Source organism: Amycolatopsis sp. N2S4-7, assembly GCF_058119595.1.
On the sequence record NZ_CP172299.1, the window covers coordinates 6,688,929 to 6,704,322 of the forward strand.

A 15,394-nucleotide genomic window follows, 5' to 3' on the forward strand; every position below is an offset into this window, starting at 1 on the left:
GCCGTTCCGGCGCTGCGAAGGTGGGTCTGACCTGGATCAGGTGGTGACGTCGGCGACGACGCAGGTGATGTTGTCCGGGCCGCCGCCTTCGTTGGCCAGGCGGATCAGCTGCGGGATCGCCTCCGCCGGGTCCTCGATGCTCGCCAGCACGTCGCGCAGGGTGGCTTCGCCGACCGGGCCGCTCAGACCGTCCGAACACAACAGGTACCGGTCGCCCGGGGACGGGGTGAACGTCCAGATGTCGGGCTCGCCGGAGCCCGCCGTTTGAAGCGCTTTCATCAGCAGCGATCGGCGCGGGTGGGAGTCGGCGTCCTCGGCGGCGACGCGGCCGTCCTCGACCAGGGCCTGCACCAGCGTGTGGTCGCGGGTCAGCCGGCGGAGGCCGCCGTCGCGCAGGAGGTAGCCGCGGGAGTCGCCGATGTGGGCCGCCGCGAACTCGACGCCGTCGAACATCAGGGCCGTCAACGTCGTGCCCATCCCGGACGTCGTCGGCTCCTGCGACGCGACTTCGGCCAGCCGCTCGTCGATCGACTTGACCACGCCGGCCAGCGTCGCGGCCAGGTCGACGCCCGTGAGGTCGACCCGGCGCAGGTCGACGTCCAGCTCGCGCAGCACGTCCACCGCCGTCGCGCTGGCGACCTCGCCGTGCGGCTGACCGCCGATGCCGTCGGCGACAGCGAGCAGGCGGGAACTCGCGTACAGCGCGTCCTCGTTGACCTTGCGCCGCTTGCCGACGTCCGACCCCGCGGCGTACCGGAGGACGTACCGATCGTGTGTCATGCCCCCATGAAAGCATTGGTTGACTGAGTTCACAACCGTCTCGGCTGAATGGAGCATCCTCCGATAGAGTCCTCGCCATGGACGACGACGCCACGGTCAGCGCGGCCGACATCGCCCGGCTCGCCGGCGTCGGCCGGGCCGCGGTGAGCAACTGGCGCCGCCGCTACCCGGACTTCCCGCAGCCGGTCGGCGGCACGGCGTCGAGCCCGTTGTTCGGCCTGTCCGACGTCGCCGGCTGGTTCCGCGCCCGCGGCAAGAAGTTCGAGCTGACCGCCGGGGAACGCGCTTGGCAGCGCCTTCGCGCCCTCGGGGACGACCTCGACCTGGCCGAGCGCGTGAGCCGCGCCGGCGTCTTCTTCGCCTTCCAGGCCGGGATCTTCGACACCTTCGACAGCGAGCTCGACGACCCGGAGCTGCTCGCGCTGCTCAGCGAGATGACGCACCGGGCCGGGCCGGTCGAATCCTTCGAACTGTTGTGCCGCCGGTACTTCGAGGCCCATTCGCGACGGCTGTCGGCCACGCCGGAGCCGATCGCGGAGCTGATGGCCCGGCTCACCGGCCCGGTGTCGGCGATCCTCGACCCCGCGTGCGGCTTCGGCTCGCTCGCGCTGGCGAGTGGCGCGAAAACCGTGCTGGGCCAGGACAGCGACCCGATGACGGCGTCGATCGCGGCGCTGCGGCTGCGGTTGCGCGGCATCGAGGCCGAGGTCTACGCCGTCGACGCGCTGCGCGAAGACGCCTTCGCCGGCCGGACCGCCGAAGCCGTGTTGTGCGATCCGCCGTTCAACGAACGGGCCTGGGGGCACGACGAACTCGTCGGCGACGAGCGCTGGGAGTACGGCCTGCCGCCGCGCGGCGAGCCGGAGCTGGCCTGGGTGCAGCACTGCCTCGCCCACGTCGAACCCGGTGGCCCGGTGGCGATCCTCATGCCGGGCGCGGCGGCCGGGCGGCGCAGCGGCAAGCGCATCCGCGGCAACCTGCTGCGCGCGGGCGCGGTCCGCGCGGTCGTCACGCTGACGTCGGCCGGCCCCGACCTCTGGCTGCTGCGCCGTCCGGTGCCCGGCGAACGCCCGCCGTCCACCGTGCTGCTCGGCGAGGCGGGCGACGATCTGTCCACAGTGGAAGCCGGCTGGCGGGAGTTCCTGGCTCGGCCGGAATCCGGCGTCCGGATCATCGACCTGCTCGACGACGACGTCGACCTGACGCCGGCCCGCCGGCGGGCCCGGGACGAGGACCTCGGCCAGGCCTTCCAGGCCGTGCGAAGGAAGTTCTCCGAACTGGCTCCCGAGCTGCCGCCGCTCGAGGCGGCGGACGCCGAACCGGCGTTCACGACGATCGGCGAGCTGGTCAAGGCGGGTGTCGTCGAGGTGAAGCACGCGGCCCGCGCGGACGCCGAGCACCCGGTGGCCGAGGACGGTGACGTCGTCGCGTCGGTGACCGGCGTCGCGTACGTCCACAGTGGACAACCGGAGGCGGTCGGGGCCGGGCTCACCGTGTACCGCGTCGACCCGGCCCGCCTGGACGCGGACTTCCTGGCCGGCTGCCTGCGCGCGGCCGACCTGCCCGCCGCGTCCGCGTCGACCCGGATCGACAGCAGGCGGGTGCGGATTCCGCGGTGCCCGATCGCCGTCCAGCGGGAATACGGCCTGGTCTTCCGGCGGCTCGCGGAATTCGACGCCGTCCTGCGCGAGACGGCGGAAACGGGCCGTGAGCTGGTGAGGCTAGGCTTCGCAGGACTTGTCGAAGGACGGCTCAAGCCGGGCCACTAGGGGAACGGATGCTGATCGCCGACCGCTACGAGCTCGACGAGCTGCCGCTCGGCCGCGGCGGGATGGGTGCGGTGCACGGCGGGCACGACCGCAGGCTGGGCCGGCGCGTGGCGATCAAGCTGCTCAGGCTGCCAGGCCGCGACGAAGAACTCGAAGCCCGCTTCGCTCGCGAGGCACGGATCCTGGCGACGCTCGACCACCCCGGCGTGCCGACGCTGTACGACTACGGCACGCACGACGACCGGTTGTTCCAGGTCATGCAGTTCGTCGACGGGGTCACGGTGGCCGACCTGCTCGCCGAGCACGGGCCGCTGCCGGTGCCGTGGGCCGCGGCGATCGCGGCGCAGGCGTGCGCGGTGCTGACCGCCGCCCACGCGCTCGCGGTGTGCCACCGCGACCTCAAGCCGTCCAACCTGATGCTCGGTCCCGACGGCGGCGTGAAGGTGATGGACTTCGGGCTCGCCGTGCTCCGCGAAGCCGACGCCGCGCAGTTCACGCGGGCCGGGCAGCTGCTGGGGACGCCGTCGTACATGGCTCCCGAGCAGATCCAGCGGGGCGGCGCCGAGCCGCGAAGCGACCTTTACGCGCTGGGTTGCGTGCTGCACGAAATGCTCACCGGACGGCGGCTGTTCGACGGGCCGACGGCGTACGCGGTGTTCGAGCGGCAGGTCAAGGAGCTGCCGCCGCCGGTGGCGGGTGTCCCGAAGCCGCTCAACGCGCTGCTCGCCGAGATGCTGGCGAAGGACCCCGAAGCCCGGCCGCCCGGCGCGGCCGCGCTGTACGAGCGGCTCGGTGCCTTCGTCGGTGCGCTGCCGCCGCTGCCGGGGTTCCTGGTGCCGCCGTCGGTGCCCAGCCCGGGCCGGATGTACGCGCGGATGCTCGGCCGCGTCAGCGGTTGACGGCCGGGGACCGCTGGGCGAGCGGCAGGCCGCGGCGCTGGATGCGGCGGTAGGTTGTCGCGTTCTGCACCGCGATGCTCACGCCGAGCGTGAGCGCGACGGACGCCGAGGTCAGCGGACCCGCGACGCCGAGCGCGGTACCCAGCGCGACCAGTCCGATCCGGACCGCGACGGTCAGCACCCACAGCCCGATCGTGACGGCCGAACCCTTCTGGAACGTCGTGCCTTCGCGCGCGGTGAGCGTGGTCGTGGTGCTGCGCAGGACCCCGAGCCCGGCGAGCACGACCAGGTCGGCGGCGAGCAGACCGAGCTCGGCCGTGGACGCGCCGGGCAGCGCCTGCAGCGTCAGGTAGGCGCCGACCGCGACGAGGATCAGCGGCATCGTGACCAGCGACTTCCGGCTGAGCAGTGTGCCACGTATCTGCTGGTAGACGACCTTGTAGAGGACGAGGCCGGCCACAGCGACGTAGAGCAGGGCGGTGGCGACGGTGCTGGACATGGGCGGGTGCTCCTCGGTTCGAAGGTGCTCCCAGCCTCGGCGCCCGGCGGCTCGACCCCGTCGGCGCACGGATCGGTCCCGGGTGGAGCCGTCCCTCAACCCGGGGGTTGAGACGCTCTCGGCGTCACCGTGAGTTCATCATCTACCCAATCGTGACCTTCCCGGACGAACCTCGACCGGGTGACTGCCGTCTTTATCGGTGTCCACACGAGATGATCGAGTTGCTGGGGGTACCGGATCGTGAAGAGGCTTCTGGCGGGAGCGGCCGCGCTGGCCACCGCGTTCGTGCTGGCGGCGTGCTCCGGCGGCGGCGCCGCGACCGGCGGGCCGAACGCGGGCGGCGGGGCCGTCGCCGCGGCGGGGACCGGCGGCGGGACGCCGACGACCTCGAGCACCACCCCGGCGCCCACCTCGTCGAGCGCCACGCCGACCCCGACGCCGACGCCCACCACGTCGAAGTCGAAGCCGGCGCCGACCACGACGAAGCCGAAGCCCAAGCCCAAGCCGGAGAGCGACGCGGACGTCCCGTGCGCGGCGGCGGCCGCGGCGTCGGGCACCGCCGCCTGCGTCGACATCTCGGCGCACCAGGCGTGGCTGCTGCAGGGCGGCAAGGTGGTCTACGGGCCGGTGAAGATGCTGCCGGGCCGCAAGGGCTACGCGACGCCGACCGGCACGTTCCACGTGCTGTCGAAGGAAAAGATGCACCTGTCGAAGGAGTTCGACAACGCGGAGATGCCGAACTCGGTGTTCTTCTACCCGGGTGACGCCTTCCATACCGGCAGCCTCTCGGTGTACTCGCACGGCTGCATCCACCTGTCGGCGAGCGCGTCCCTGAAGTTCTTCAACACCCTGCACGTCGGCGACGTCGTCCAGGTCGTCCCGTAACGCGGGACCACGAAGCACAGGCCGCCTCCGGATTCCGGAGGCGGCCTGTTTTCGTTCGCGGGTCCTTTCAGGACGAACGCAGGTCCGCGGGTGTCGTCCCGGCCGACGTCAGCGGCAGGCCGAGGGCGACGCGCTCGGCGAGCCACGGGCTCGGCCGGTACCGCGGGTCGCCGGTGGTCGCGGCCAGGCCGCTCAGGATGCGGAGCACGACGTCGCCGCCGACGAGGTCGCCCCAGGCCAGCGGCCCGCGCGGGTAGCCGAGGCCGAGGCGGACCGCCGTGTCGACGTCGGACGGCGTGGCCAGGTGCTGGCCCGCGATGAAGCAGGCGGTGTTGACGATCGAGGCGAGCAGCCGCTGGGCGATCGGGGCCGGCCCGTCGCGGACGACCGTCACCGGGTGGCCGGTCGCGGCCAGCGCACCCCAGGCGGCGCGGCCCACCACGGGGTCGAGGCCGGGGTGCACCGACATCGTCAGGCGCCGCTCGTAGCCGCCGAGCGGGTCGACGCCGGCGACGCGGGCGGCCGGCAGCCCGGCGCGGGCCGCGGCGTCCACTGTGGACTCGCCGTAGAGGGGGACGAGCAGGACCGCGTCCGGGTAGGCGTCCGACACCACGTGCACGCCGGCCGACGTCAGGACGCGGGCGAGGTGCTCGTCCGCGGTGAACACCGGGCTCGTCGGCTTCGGCGGCGCCGTGGGCTCGTCGGCGACCTGCTGCTTCCCGTCGACGTACGAATAGAACCCCGCACCGTTCTTGCGCCCGAAGAGGCCGGCGGCCACGCGCGGCCGGGTCAGCCACGACGGCCGCAGCCGCGGGTCGCCGTGGAAGCCGCTCCAGATGCTCTCCAGCACGGCGTGGGAGACGTCGAGACCGGTGAGGTCGAGCAGTTCGAACGGGCCGAGCTTCAGGCCGAGCACGTCACGGGCGATGCGGTCGACGTCGGCCGGCTCGGCCAGCGCCTCGGCGAGGATCTGCAGTGCCTCGGTGTTCAGGCCGCGGCCGGCGTGGTTGACGAGGAACCCGGGCGCGTCCTTCGCGAGCACCGGCTCGTGGCCCCAGCTCCGGACCAGCTCGAGTGCTTCGCCGGGCAGCCAGTCGTGCGTGCGCGTGCCCGGGACCACCTCGACCAGCCGCATCAGCGGCACCGGGTTGAAGAAGTGCAGCCCGATCAGACGCCCGGGCTCGGCCAGCTCGGCGGCGATCTCGGTGACCGACAGCGAGCTGGTGTTCGTCGCGAAGATCGTCTCTTGTGGACAGACACGCTCGAGGTCGGCGAACAGCGCCCGCTTCGTCGCCAGGTTCTCCCGCACGGCTTCGACGACGAGGTCGACGCCGTCCGCGGGCGCGTCGGGCGCGTCCACCGCGACCAGCCGGTCCTTGACCGCCTGCGGGTCCTCGGCGAGCTTGCCCTTCGACGCGAGCTTGTCGGCCATCGCGCCGACGTGGTCGATCGCGTCGCCGACGGCCTCGCGCCGGACGTCGGCCAGCTCGACGGTCACCCCCGCGGTCGCGGCGAGCTGGACGATCCCGCGGCCCATCACCCCGGTCCCGATCACCCGGATCCTGCCGACCTTCCCGGCCCACCCCGTCACGTCGCCCGCCTTTCCCGCCGTTGGCCTTTCGCGTGACGGTACCGCCCTAGAGCCCGACGAACTCGGCCATCCGCTTCGCCGTGTGGGCGAAGAACGCGTCGGCCGGGTCGACGCTGCCGACGTACTGGCCGAACAGGTCGAAGCTGATCGCGCCGAACAGCTGGGTCCACGCCATGATCAGCCGGGCCACCGTCTCGGGGCCGGCAACGATCCCGAGGATCTTCGTCAGCGTCTCGGCCTGGGCGCGCAGCTCGGGCGGGACGTCGCCGTCCACCTCCCGCAGCTCGGTGTGCGTGAGCACCTTGACCAGGGCGAGCGCGACCCGCCCCGCCGGCGCGACGGTGTCCTGCGGTGCCTCGTACCCGGGGATCGGCGAGCCGTAGATCAGCGCGTACTCGTGGGGGTGCGCGCGGGCCCAGTCGCGCGTCGCGTGCCAGATCGCCAGCCAGCGCTCGCGCGGGGCGCCCGTGCCGGGGTCCGCGGCCTCGGCCGCCTCGCCGATCGCGTTGTAGGCGTCGACGATCAGGTCGGTCAGCAGCCGGTCGCGGCTCGGGAAGTAGCGGTACAGCGCGGACGACACCATGCCCAGTTCGCGGGCCACGGCGCGCAGCGACAGCCCGTGCGCGCCGACCTCGGCGAGCTGGCGGCGGGCCTCGTCCTTGATCTCCTGGGTGAGTTCGGCGCGGGCTCGTTCACGCGCGGTCCGGGTCGCGGTCATGGCGGCCAGTGTGCCACGAACAGAGCGGTGCACAAAATAGAGAGCAGTGCTCTTGACAGCAGTGCTCGCAGAGGTGTTCACTGCTCTTAACCGAGAGCACTGCTCTCCCAAACTTCGGAGGACACCATGACCCGCTACATCGAGCCCGGCAAGTCGACCAGCGTCTTCAACGAGGTTGTCGCCAAGCTGACGAAGCTGGGCGTGAGCGTCTGGGGCAGCCGGGTGCTGACCGTCGTCGGGCGCAAGAGCGGGGAGCCGCGCTCGGTCCCGGTCAACCTGCTGACCGTCGACGGCGTCCGCTACCTCGTCGCCCCGCGCGGCGAGACGCAGTGGGTGCGCAACCTGCGCGCCGCCGGCCAGGGCTCGCTGCGCGTCGGGCGCCGCGTCGAGGTGTTCACCTTCCGCGAGCTGGGCGACGACGAGAAGCCGGGCATCCTGCGCGCCTACCTCAAGCGCTGGAAGTTCGAGGTCGGCGTGTTCTTCGACGGCGTCGACGCCAAGGCCTCGGACGAGAAGCTGCGCGAAATCGCGCCGGGCTACCCGATCTTCGAGATCTTCACGAAGTAGGTTTGCGCCGCGTCAGGTTCGCCGCGACCAGGACCACCCCGACCAGGAACGCGGCGAGCCCGATCAGGAACCACAGCTTCTGGCCGGTCATGAAACTGCCGGTGATGACCCCGATGCCCTGCAGCACCCAGACGGCGCCGACGAGCACGAGCACGACCCCGACCGCGAAGGTGATCCACCGCCTCATCGGCCCAGTCTAAGCAGACCGGTCGCCCGGGACGAGGTTGTGCCGGTAGGCGTAGACGACGGCGTGCACGCGGTCGGGCAGACCGAGCTTCGAAAGCACCCGCGACACGTGCGTCTTGACGGTCTCCTCGCCGACGTGCAGCTGCCGCGCGATCTCGGCGTTGCTGCAGGCGTTGGCGATCAGGAGCAGCACTTCGCGTTCGCGGGAGGTGAGCCGGGCCAGCTCGGGGGGTTCGGCGGCCACCGGCTCGAGCACCGCGGCGAACTTCGCGACCAGCCGCCGCGTCACCGACGGGTCGATCAGCGCGTCCCCGCGCGCCGCCACCCGCATCGCCGCGACCAGCTCCTCCGGCGCCAGGCTCTTCAGCAGGAACCCGCTCGCGCCGGCCCGCAGCGCGCGGTAGACGTACTCGTCGGCGTCGTAGGTCGTCAGCACGAGGACGCGGGTGTCGTTGCCCGGCGCGGCGAGGATCGCCTCGGTCGCGGCGAGGCCGTCGAGGCGGGGCATCCGGACGTCGATGACCGCGACGTCGGGGCGCAGGCGCGCGGTCTCGGCGACGGCTTCGCGGCCGTCGGACGCTTCGCCGACGCAGGTGAAGTCGGGCTGGGTGTCGAGCAGCGCGCGCATCCCGGACCGGAACATCGCGTGGTTGTCGGCCAGCAGGACGCGGATCATGTGCTCTCCACCGGGAAGGTCGTGCGCAGCTGCCACCGCTCGCCGGTCTCGCCGTAGGAAACCTGACCGCCGAACAGGGTGACGCGCTGGCGGATCCCCGCCAGGCCGCGGTGGGCGTGCTCGCTCGCCGGGGTCCGGCCGGGGTGCAGGCCGTTCGTCACCGTGAGCACGACTTCGGTGCGGCCGTGGTTTAGTTCGACCTCGACCGGGCCCTTGCCGTGGCGCAGCGCGTTGGTCAGGGCCTCCTGCGCGATCCGGTACAGGGCGACGTCGAGCGAGCCCGGCAGTTCGCGAGGCTCGCCGCGAAGGGTCAGCCGGGTGGGCAGGCCGGCGGCGCGGACGGTCTCGACCAGCTCGCCGAGGTTGTCGAGACCGGGTTGGGCGACGGTGTTTTCGGCGTGCAGGAGGTCGAGGAGCCGGCGCAGGTCGGCCATCGCCGAGCGGCTCGCGGACTCGACCGCGCCGAGGGACTTCCGCACCGGCGAGTCGCCGTCGGGCAGCCCGAGCCGGGCCGCGCCGGCGTGCACGCCGATGGCGCTGACGTGGTGGGAGATGACGTCGTGGAGGTCGCGCGCGATCGTCGTGCGCTCTTCGGTGACGGCTCTCCTCACGGCTTCTTCTTCGTGCTGGCGGCGTTCGTCCGCTTCGCGCTCGAGGTCGGCGATGTAGGCGCGCCGGGCCGTCGTGTACCGGCCGACCAGCCACGGCAGCAACGCGGACACGCCGACGTTGACCACGACCAGCCGCCAGTCGGCCGCCGTCCGGCCGCCGCCTTCGATGCAGCCGACGGTGACGCCGGCGAGCAGCGCGCCGAGGGCGAGCACGGCGGGTCTCGGCCGCAGCCAGGCCCCGGCCCGGTAACCGGCGATGAGGATGCCGGCGTTGTTGCCGGTGACGTACCCCTGGCAGGTGCAGAGGAGCAGCGGCGCGCCGGCGTAGAGGAGGGCGTGCGCGAGCGCCACCCAGCCGGAGTAGCGCGCGGCCCCGGCCAGGGCGGCGTTGACGGCGATGCCGCCGAGCAGCACGACCCAGGCCCGCCAGCCGGCCTCGCCGAGCGGGCCGCGGATGGTGAAGAGAGCGGCGTCCCCGGCGACGCAGACGAGGGCGACCAGCAGCGACTGCCGCCTCAGTGACCCCCTGATGTCCTGCACACCCGCAACTCTGCCCTAACGGGCGGGCAGGAGGGGTGGGAACGCCCCGATGCGGCGGGAGGGGTCGCGGCACCGGGGCGTTCCCTGGGAGGTGGGTTCAGAGGGGGTGCGGCCCGACCGCCCCCACGCGGCGTTGGGTGCGCGGATTGCACCGAACGCCGCGTGGGCTGCGCTGGACGCAACAGCGCCGCATGGGGGGCTGTTGCTTAGCGCCCTTGGTCAGCTGGTCGGGCGGGCCGAGTAACCGCCGCCGTTGCGGCGCTGGCCCGGCTGGCGCTGGCCCGCCTCGAAGCCCTTGCCCAGCGAGGTCGCCGTGGCCGTCTGGCCCTCCACTGTGGCCACCACCGTGATGTTCGTGTCGCCCGTCTTCACGTCGCCCGTCTTCTGGGTCGACGAGTTGATCGTGTACGTCTGCTTGTAGCCGTCCTTGCTGGTCAGCGTCACCGACGTCGCGCTCAGCTCGGTGACGTCGCCGGTCTGGAGGCGCTCGGTCGTGTAGCCGCCGTTCGGGTTCGCCACGACGAAGTCGCCGTGGAGCGCGTCCCGCATGGCCGCCATCCCGCCGCCGAAGCCGCCGCCCGGCATGCCCTGGCCGCGGAACTGGCCGCCGCCCGGGCCGCCGAAGCCGCCGGGGCCCTGTTGGGCCGCGTTGTCGGCGCTGCTGGTGCCGGCCCAGATCGCCGCGCCGCCGCCGGCCGCGATCACCACGGCGATGCCGGCCGCGATCGCCGTCTTCTTGCCGGACCAGCCCTTCTTGGGCGCGGCCGCCGCGGGGTCGCCCCAGTTCGCCGGGGCCGGTGCGCCCCAGGCGGGGTCGGTGGCGGGGGCCGGTCCGCCTTCGGGCGGGGTGTTCGGGGTCGTCATCGTGTCCTCCGGTCGTACCCACACTGGTCCCGCCCAGGTTCACCGCGCCGTCTGTGTTTGAGCTGTGCGAGGCGTCAGCGGGCGCTGTGCCTCGAACGAGCGATGTTCACAGGAAACGCACAGCGGCCGCACAGCGAACACCGATCGCGAGCCGGGAAGGTGGCACCATGACCGCTATGAACGCCACGTCACCCGGCCCCGGCAAGGCCGACCTGCGCCGCGCCGACGGGAGCCCGGTGCGGGTCCTCGTCGTCGACGACGAGGCGACGCTGGCCGAGCTCGTGTCGATGGCCCTGCGGATGGAGGGTTGGGAGGTGCGCAGCGCGGGCGACGGCACGGAGGCCGTCCGGATCGCGCGCGACTTCCGCCCCGACGCCGTCGTCCTCGACGTCATGCTCCCCGACTTCAGCGGCCTGGAGGTGCTGCGCCGGATGCGTTCCGAGGCGCCGAACCTGCCGGTGCTGTTCCTGACGGCGAAGGACGCGGTCGAGGACCGCATCGCCGGCCTCACCGCGGGCGGCGACGACTACGTCACCAAGCCGTTCAGCCTCGAAGAGGTCGCGCTGCGCCTGCGCGCGCTGCTGCGCCGGGCGGGCGGGGTGACCGGCGCGAGCGGTTCGCAGCTGGTTGTCGGCGACCTCACCCTGGACGAGGACAGCCGCGAGGTGCACCGCGGCGGCGACCTCGTGCCGCTGACCGCGACCGAGTTCGAGCTGCTGCGCTACCTCATGCGCAACCCGAAGCGGGTGCTGTCGAAGGCCCAGATCCTGGACCGCGTCTGGAGCTACGACTTCGGCGGTCAGGCGAACATCGTCGAGCTCTACATCTCCTACCTGCGCAAGAAGATCGACGCCGACCGCGAGCCGATGATCCACACCATGCGGGGCGCCGGGTATGTCCTCAAGCCAGCGGGCTGAGCGGCGGCGGTTCCGGGCGCAGCGGCCGTGGTCGCTGCGGCGGCGGCTGATCGTCCAGCTCGCCGCGCTGCTCGCGCTGGTGTGCCTGGTGGTCGGCGTGGTCACGGAGTTCGCGCTGAGCGAGTTCCTCGTCGGCCAGCAGGACAAGCGGCTCACCGCGGCGAACGACCGCGGCAAGCACCCCGGGGAACCCCCGCCCTGGGTGTACGGCGACACGCCACCGCCCGACCCGCTGCGGGTGCTCGGGCAGGGCGACGGCACGCTCGCGGTCACCGTGGCCGGCGGGGTGATCCGGGCGAGCGTCCTGGACTCCGCCGCCGGGACCGTCACCACCGGCACCGGGCAGGGCAAGAAGAGGCCACCGCTCAAACCGATCACCCGCGAGCAGGTGACGACACTGCTCGGGCTGCCGGCCGACGGCAAGTCCCACACCGTCGACCTCGGCGGCAGCCTCGGCGAGTACCGCGTCCTGTCGACCGCGGCTGCCGGCGGCGAGCGCACGGTCATCGGCCTGCCGCTGAAGGACGTCAACGAGACGCTCTGGCGGCTCGGGTTCATCCTCGGCGGGGTCGCGCTCGCCGGGATCCTCGTGGCGGGCGCGGTCGGCGCGGCGACGATCCGCCGCACGATGCAGCCGCTCGACCGGCTGGCCGCGACCGCGACGCGGGTGTCCGAGCTGCCGCTGGACCGCGGCGAAGTGGCGTTGTCCGAACGCGTTCCGGAGGCCGACACCGACCCGAACACCGAGGTCGGCAAGGTCGGCTCGGCGCTGAACCGGATGCTGCAGCACGTCGCCAACGCGCTGACCGCGCGGCACGCGAGCGAGAACCGGGTCCGCCAGTTCGTCGCCGACGCGAGCCACGAGCTGCGCACGCCGCTGGCGGCGATCCGCGGCTACGCGGAGCTCACCCGCCGCAGCGGCGAGCAGGTGCCGCCGGACGTCGCGTTCGCGATGAGCCGCGTCGAATCCGAGTCACGCCGGATGACGACGCTGGTGGAGGACCTGCTGCTGCTCGCACGCCTCGACTCCGGGCGCCCGGTGGTGCACGAGTGGGTGGACCTGTGCCGGCTGGTGGCCGACGCGGTCGCGGACGCGCACGTCGCGGGCCCGGGCCACAAGTGGCTGATGGACGTCCCCGGCGAGCCGATCGGCGTCCTCGGCGACGCGGGCCAGCTGCACCAGGTGGTGATCAACGTCCTGGCCAACGCGCGCACGCACACCCCGGCGGGCACCACGGTGACGACCACTCTGTCCACTTCGGACGGAGTGGTCCGGCTCCGCGTGGCGGACGACGGGCCGGGGATCCCGCAGGAGATCCTGCCGGACATCTTCGAGCGCTTCGCCCGCGGCGACAACTCGCGTTCGCGCGCGGCGGGGAGCACCGGGCTCGGGCTCGCGATCGTGGCCGCGGTGGCCGGCGCGCACGGCGGCCGGGTCGGGGTGGCCAGCCGTCCGGGGCGGACGGAGTTCGAGATCACGTTCCCGGAGGCCCCGGCGCCGGAGTGACCCGATCGGGGTCGATGCACAGCGCGCTCACAGCTTCGGCACAAGTTCACCACATGCGGCGCCGACACGGTGGGCGGCATGACGACCACCCTGCCGGCGCCCGCCCACGCGCTGCCCGCGCCCGAGGCTGCCCGGAAACCGCGCTGGATCAGGCCTTCCGTGGCCGCGCTGCTGCTCGGCACCGGGGTGCTCTACCTGTGGGACCTGGCGAAAACGGGCTGGGCCAACGACTTCTACGCGATGGCCGCGCAAGCGGGCACGTGGAGCTGGAAGGCGTTGTTCTTCGGTTCGCTCGATCCGGGCAACGTCGTCACCGTCGACAAGCCGCCGTTCTCGCTGTGGATCATGGGGTTGTCCGGGCGGCTCTTCGGCTTCTCGAGCTGGAGCCTGCTGGTGCCGAACGCGCTCGCCGGCGTCGCGTCGGTGGGCCTGCTGTACCTCGCCGTGCGGCGGCTTTCCGGGCCGGGCGCCGGGTTGCTGGCCGGGGCCGGGCTCGCGCTGACGCCGGTCGCCGCGCTCATGTTCCGCTACGACAACCCCGACGCCTTCCTCGTGCTGCTGCTCGTCGCCGGCGCGTACTGCGTCGTGCGCGCGCTGGAGCACGCGAGCACGAAGTGGCTGGTGCTGGCCGGGGTCGCGATCGGGTTCGGCTTCCTCGACAAGATGCTGCAGGCGTTCCTGGTCCTGCCCGCGTTCGTGCTGGCGTACGCCGTCGCGGCGCCGACGTCGCCCGGGCGCCGGCTCGGCCAGCTGTTCGCCGCCGCGGGCGCGGTGCTCGTCTCGGCGGGCTGGTGGATCGTCGCCGTCGCGCTGTGGCCGGTCGCGGACCGGCCGTACATCAGCGGTTCGACGGACAACACCGTGCTGGAACTGGCCTTCGGCTACAACGGCCTCGGCCGGATCTTCGGCGAAGGCCGCGGGGGCGGCGGTGGCGCGGTCACCCCGCCGGCCGGGATGGAGCTGCCCACGGGCGCGGCGCGCGGCGGCTTCGGTGGCGGATTCGGCGGTGAGACTGGCCTGACGCGGCTGTTCAGCGGCGAGTTCGGCGGCGAGGCGTCGTGGCTGCTGCCGGCCGCGGTGATCGGGCTGGTCGCCGGGCTGTGGTTCACGCGGCGCACGCCCCGCACCGACCGGACGCGGGCGGCGCTGCTGCTGTGGGGCGGCTGGCTGGTCGTCACCGCGTTGGTGTTCAGCTACATGAGCGGCATCATCCACCCGTACTACACGGTCGCGCTGGCTCCCGGGATCGCCGGCACGCTGGGCATCTCCGCGCGGGAGCTCTGGCGCGGCCGCGCGAACTTCGCCGCGCGCGCGGTGCTCGCCGTCATGGTCGCGGTGACCGCCGTCTGGGGCTTCGTGCTGCTCGCGCGGACGCCGGACTGGCAGCCGTGGATCCGCTACACCCTCCTCGTGCTCAGCGCGGCCGCGGTGCTGGCGCTGCTCTTCGGCGCCGACCGCTTCCGCAGGCTGGGCCCGGTCGTCGCCGTGCTCGCCCTGTGCGGCGCGTTGCTCGGGACGACGTCGTTCACGCTGGCGACGGCGGCGACCGCGCACTCCGGCGGGACCCCGTCGTCCGGCCCGGCCGTCGCGAGTGGACGCGGCTTCGGTGGCGGGGCCCGCGGCTTCGGCGCGGGCGAGACCGACGCCGCCGTGATCGACCTGCTGAAGAACACGACGACGAAGTGGGCCGCGGCGCAGAGCGGTGCGATGCAGTCGGCGGGGCTCGCGTTGGCGAGCGGGCGGCCGGTGCTCGCGATCGGCGGCTTCAGCGGCAGTGACCCGGCACCGACGCTGCGTCAGTTCGAGCAGTACGTCACCGACGGCGACATCCGCTACTACGTCGCCGGCGGGCGCGGCGGCTTCGGGGGCGGCCGGGGGACCTCCGGCGAGATCCAGACCTGGGTCGAGCAGAACTTCGCGCCGGTCGGTGTCGGGGGCACGACCGTTTACGACCTGACGAAACCGCTCAGTTGACCTAATGTGATGGGCCGTGCGGACGGTGCCGTGGGTGAATTCCGCCCGAGGCACTCCAGCACCGAGTCCGGAATCGGCCGAATTGTTTCCGCCGCGTTAACACTTGCGAATCATTTGGCGGATTCCGGACGCCTGCGGTATCGCGCGGATGCGGACACGTGTTCGATTCGAGTTCCAGTGACCGACATTTTCCGAACGATTGTTCGGACCCGGTTCGTAGCGGTCGGTGATGATCTCGATACTCCACGGCACGGCGGTAACGACGAGGGACTATCACGCGTGCAGTTGCACGCGATGGACGCACGGGATGTCGATCAAATTGGCCGGGCGGCCGACAGAAAACGCCCCGAACTTGATCTTGAAGAGCCCTGATGTTGCTGGTTGGCCCGGCTGAGGGTCACTCGTTCGGAT

The 15,394-nt window shown here is 72.7% G+C and carries 16 protein-coding genes; 8 read left to right on the forward strand and 8 right to left on the reverse strand.

The window, feature by feature from the left end; translation table 11 throughout:
- Nucleotides 1–36: 36 nt before the first annotated feature.
- The gene (locus tag ACH54P_RS31665; RefSeq protein ID WP_489906982.1) at nt 37–780 is read right to left on the reverse strand and encodes a PP2C family protein-serine/threonine phosphatase; all 744 of its coding nucleotides are present in this window, start codon (nt 778–780) and stop codon (nt 37–39) included.
- 77 nt (nt 781–857) lie between these two features.
- On the opposite strand from ACH54P_RS31665, the gene ACH54P_RS31670 reads away from it, so the two are divergent.
- Both ACH54P_RS31670 and ACH54P_RS31675 read left to right on the forward strand, forming a co-directional pair.
- On the forward strand, nt 858–2,549 hold the full coding sequence (locus tag ACH54P_RS31670) for an HsdM family class I SAM-dependent methyltransferase (RefSeq protein WP_489906983.1): 1,692 nt from the start codon (nt 858–860) through the stop codon (nt 2,547–2,549).
- 8 nt (nt 2,550–2,557) lie between these two features.
- Nucleotides 2,558–3,448, forward strand: a complete 891-nt coding sequence (locus tag ACH54P_RS31675; protein ID WP_489906984.1) for a serine/threonine-protein kinase — start codon at nt 2,558–2,560, stop codon at nt 3,446–3,448.
- Here the strand turns inward: ACH54P_RS31675 and ACH54P_RS31680 are convergent.
- On the reverse strand, nt 3,438–3,947 hold the full coding sequence (locus tag ACH54P_RS31680; RefSeq protein WP_489906985.1) for a hypothetical protein: 510 nt from the start codon (nt 3,945–3,947) through the stop codon (nt 3,438–3,440). The genes ACH54P_RS31675 and ACH54P_RS31680 overlap by 11 nt on opposite strands.
- Before the next feature lie 240 nt (nt 3,948–4,187).
- On the opposite strand from ACH54P_RS31680, the gene ACH54P_RS31685 reads away from it, so the two are divergent.
- A complete protein-coding gene (locus tag ACH54P_RS31685) occupies nt 4,188–4,832 on the forward strand; it encodes a L,D-transpeptidase (protein WP_489906986.1) in 645 nt (214 codons plus the stop codon).
- Nucleotides 4,833–4,899: 67 nt separating this feature from the next.
- Here the strand turns inward: ACH54P_RS31685 and ACH54P_RS31690 are convergent, their stop codons facing one another.
- Both ACH54P_RS31690 and ACH54P_RS31695 read right to left on the reverse strand, forming a co-directional pair.
- Nucleotides 4,900–6,423, reverse strand: coding sequence for a 3-hydroxyacyl-CoA dehydrogenase (locus tag ACH54P_RS31690; RefSeq protein WP_489906987.1), 1,524 nt, complete (start codon nt 6,421–6,423; stop codon nt 4,900–4,902).
- 46 nt (nt 6,424–6,469) lie between these two features.
- Entirely contained in the window at nt 6,470–7,141 is a 672-nt protein-coding gene (locus ACH54P_RS31695) for a TetR/AcrR family transcriptional regulator (RefSeq protein WP_489906988.1), read from the reverse strand.
- 126 nt (nt 7,142–7,267) lie between these two features.
- Between ACH54P_RS31695 and ACH54P_RS31700 the strand changes: the two genes are divergently transcribed.
- The gene (locus ACH54P_RS31700; protein WP_489906989.1) at nt 7,268–7,708 is read left to right on the forward strand and encodes a nitroreductase family deazaflavin-dependent oxidoreductase; all 441 of its coding nucleotides are present in this window, start codon (nt 7,268–7,270) and stop codon (nt 7,706–7,708) included.
- Here the strand turns inward: ACH54P_RS31700 and ACH54P_RS31705 are convergent.
- From ACH54P_RS31705 to ACH54P_RS31720, 4 genes are all read right to left on the reverse strand, one after another.
- Nucleotides 7,698–7,895 carry a hypothetical protein gene (locus tag ACH54P_RS31705; protein ID WP_489906990.1) on the reverse strand — a complete coding sequence of 66 codons (198 nt, stop codon included), beginning with the start codon at nt 7,893–7,895 and terminating at the stop codon, nt 7,698–7,700. The genes ACH54P_RS31700 and ACH54P_RS31705 overlap by 11 nt on opposite strands.
- A 9-nt stretch (nt 7,896–7,904) precedes the next feature.
- Entirely contained in the window at nt 7,905–8,570 is a 666-nt protein-coding gene (locus tag ACH54P_RS31710) for a response regulator (protein WP_489906991.1), read from the reverse strand.
- Nucleotides 8,567–9,721, reverse strand: coding sequence for a sensor histidine kinase (locus tag ACH54P_RS31715; protein WP_489906992.1), 1,155 nt, complete (start codon nt 9,719–9,721; stop codon nt 8,567–8,569). Before ACH54P_RS31715 ends, ACH54P_RS31710 begins: the two co-directional genes overlap by 4 nt.
- 219 nt (nt 9,722–9,940) lie before the next feature.
- Nucleotides 9,941–10,585, reverse strand: a complete 645-nt coding sequence (locus tag ACH54P_RS31720; RefSeq protein ID WP_489906993.1) for a hypothetical protein — start codon at nt 10,583–10,585, stop codon at nt 9,941–9,943.
- A gap of 167 nt (nt 10,586–10,752) precedes the next feature.
- On the opposite strand from ACH54P_RS31720, the gene ACH54P_RS31725 reads away from it, so the two are divergent.
- The 4 genes from ACH54P_RS31725 (at nt 10,753) to ACH54P_RS31740 (ending at nt 15,355) form a co-directional block, all read left to right on the forward strand.
- A complete protein-coding gene (locus tag ACH54P_RS31725) occupies nt 10,753–11,502 on the forward strand; it encodes a response regulator transcription factor (protein WP_086845625.1) in 750 nt (249 codons plus the stop codon).
- Nucleotides 11,480–13,009: a sensor histidine kinase gene (locus ACH54P_RS31730; RefSeq protein ID WP_489906994.1), complete on the forward strand. Its 1,530-nt coding sequence runs from the start codon at nt 11,480–11,482 to the stop codon at nt 13,007–13,009. Before ACH54P_RS31725 ends, ACH54P_RS31730 begins: the two co-directional genes overlap by 23 nt.
- Nucleotides 13,010–13,087: 78 nt before the next feature.
- Nucleotides 13,088–14,983: an ArnT family glycosyltransferase gene (locus ACH54P_RS31735; protein ID WP_489906995.1), complete on the forward strand. Its 1,896-nt coding sequence runs from the start codon at nt 13,088–13,090 to the stop codon at nt 14,981–14,983.
- A gap of 177 nt (nt 14,984–15,160) precedes the next feature.
- Nucleotides 15,161–15,355 carry a hypothetical protein gene (locus ACH54P_RS31740; RefSeq protein WP_489906996.1) on the forward strand — a complete coding sequence of 65 codons (195 nt, stop codon included), beginning with the start codon at nt 15,161–15,163 and terminating at the stop codon, nt 15,353–15,355.
- Nucleotides 15,356–15,394: the final 39 nt, after the last annotated feature.

Bases quoted from the DNA above. Each gene is read 5' to 3' on its own strand.
- ACH54P_RS31665 (WP_489906982.1), bottom strand. From the start codon at position 780: ATGACACACGATCGGTACGTCCTCCGGTACGCCGCGGGGTCGGACGTC.
- ACH54P_RS31670 (WP_489906983.1), top strand. From the start codon at position 858: ATGGACGACGACGCCACGGTCAGCGCGGCCGACATCGCCCGGCTCGCC.
- ACH54P_RS31675 (WP_489906984.1), top strand. From the start codon at position 2,558: ATGCTGATCGCCGACCGCTACGAGCTCGACGAGCTGCCGCTCGGCCGC.
- ACH54P_RS31680 (WP_489906985.1), bottom strand. From the start codon at position 3,947: ATGTCCAGCACCGTCGCCACCGCCCTGCTCTACGTCGCTGTGGCCGGC.
- ACH54P_RS31695 (WP_489906988.1), bottom strand. From the start codon at position 7,141: ATGACCGCGACCCGGACCGCGCGTGAACGAGCCCGCGCCGAACTCACC.
- ACH54P_RS31700 (WP_489906989.1), top strand. From the start codon at position 7,268: ATGACCCGCTACATCGAGCCCGGCAAGTCGACCAGCGTCTTCAACGAG.
- ACH54P_RS31705 (WP_489906990.1), bottom strand. From the start codon at position 7,895: ATGAGGCGGTGGATCACCTTCGCGGTCGGGGTCGTGCTCGTGCTCGTC.
- ACH54P_RS31710 (WP_489906991.1), bottom strand. From the start codon at position 8,570: ATGATCCGCGTCCTGCTGGCCGACAACCACGCGATGTTCCGGTCCGGG.
- ACH54P_RS31720 (WP_489906993.1), bottom strand. From the start codon at position 10,585: ATGACGACCCCGAACACCCCGCCCGAAGGCGGACCGGCCCCCGCCACC.
- ACH54P_RS31725 (WP_086845625.1), top strand. From the start codon at position 10,753: ATGACCGCTATGAACGCCACGTCACCCGGCCCCGGCAAGGCCGACCTG.
- ACH54P_RS31730 (WP_489906994.1), top strand. From the start codon at position 11,480: ATGTCCTCAAGCCAGCGGGCTGAGCGGCGGCGGTTCCGGGCGCAGCGG.
- ACH54P_RS31735 (WP_489906995.1), top strand. From the start codon at position 13,088: ATGACGACCACCCTGCCGGCGCCCGCCCACGCGCTGCCCGCGCCCGAG.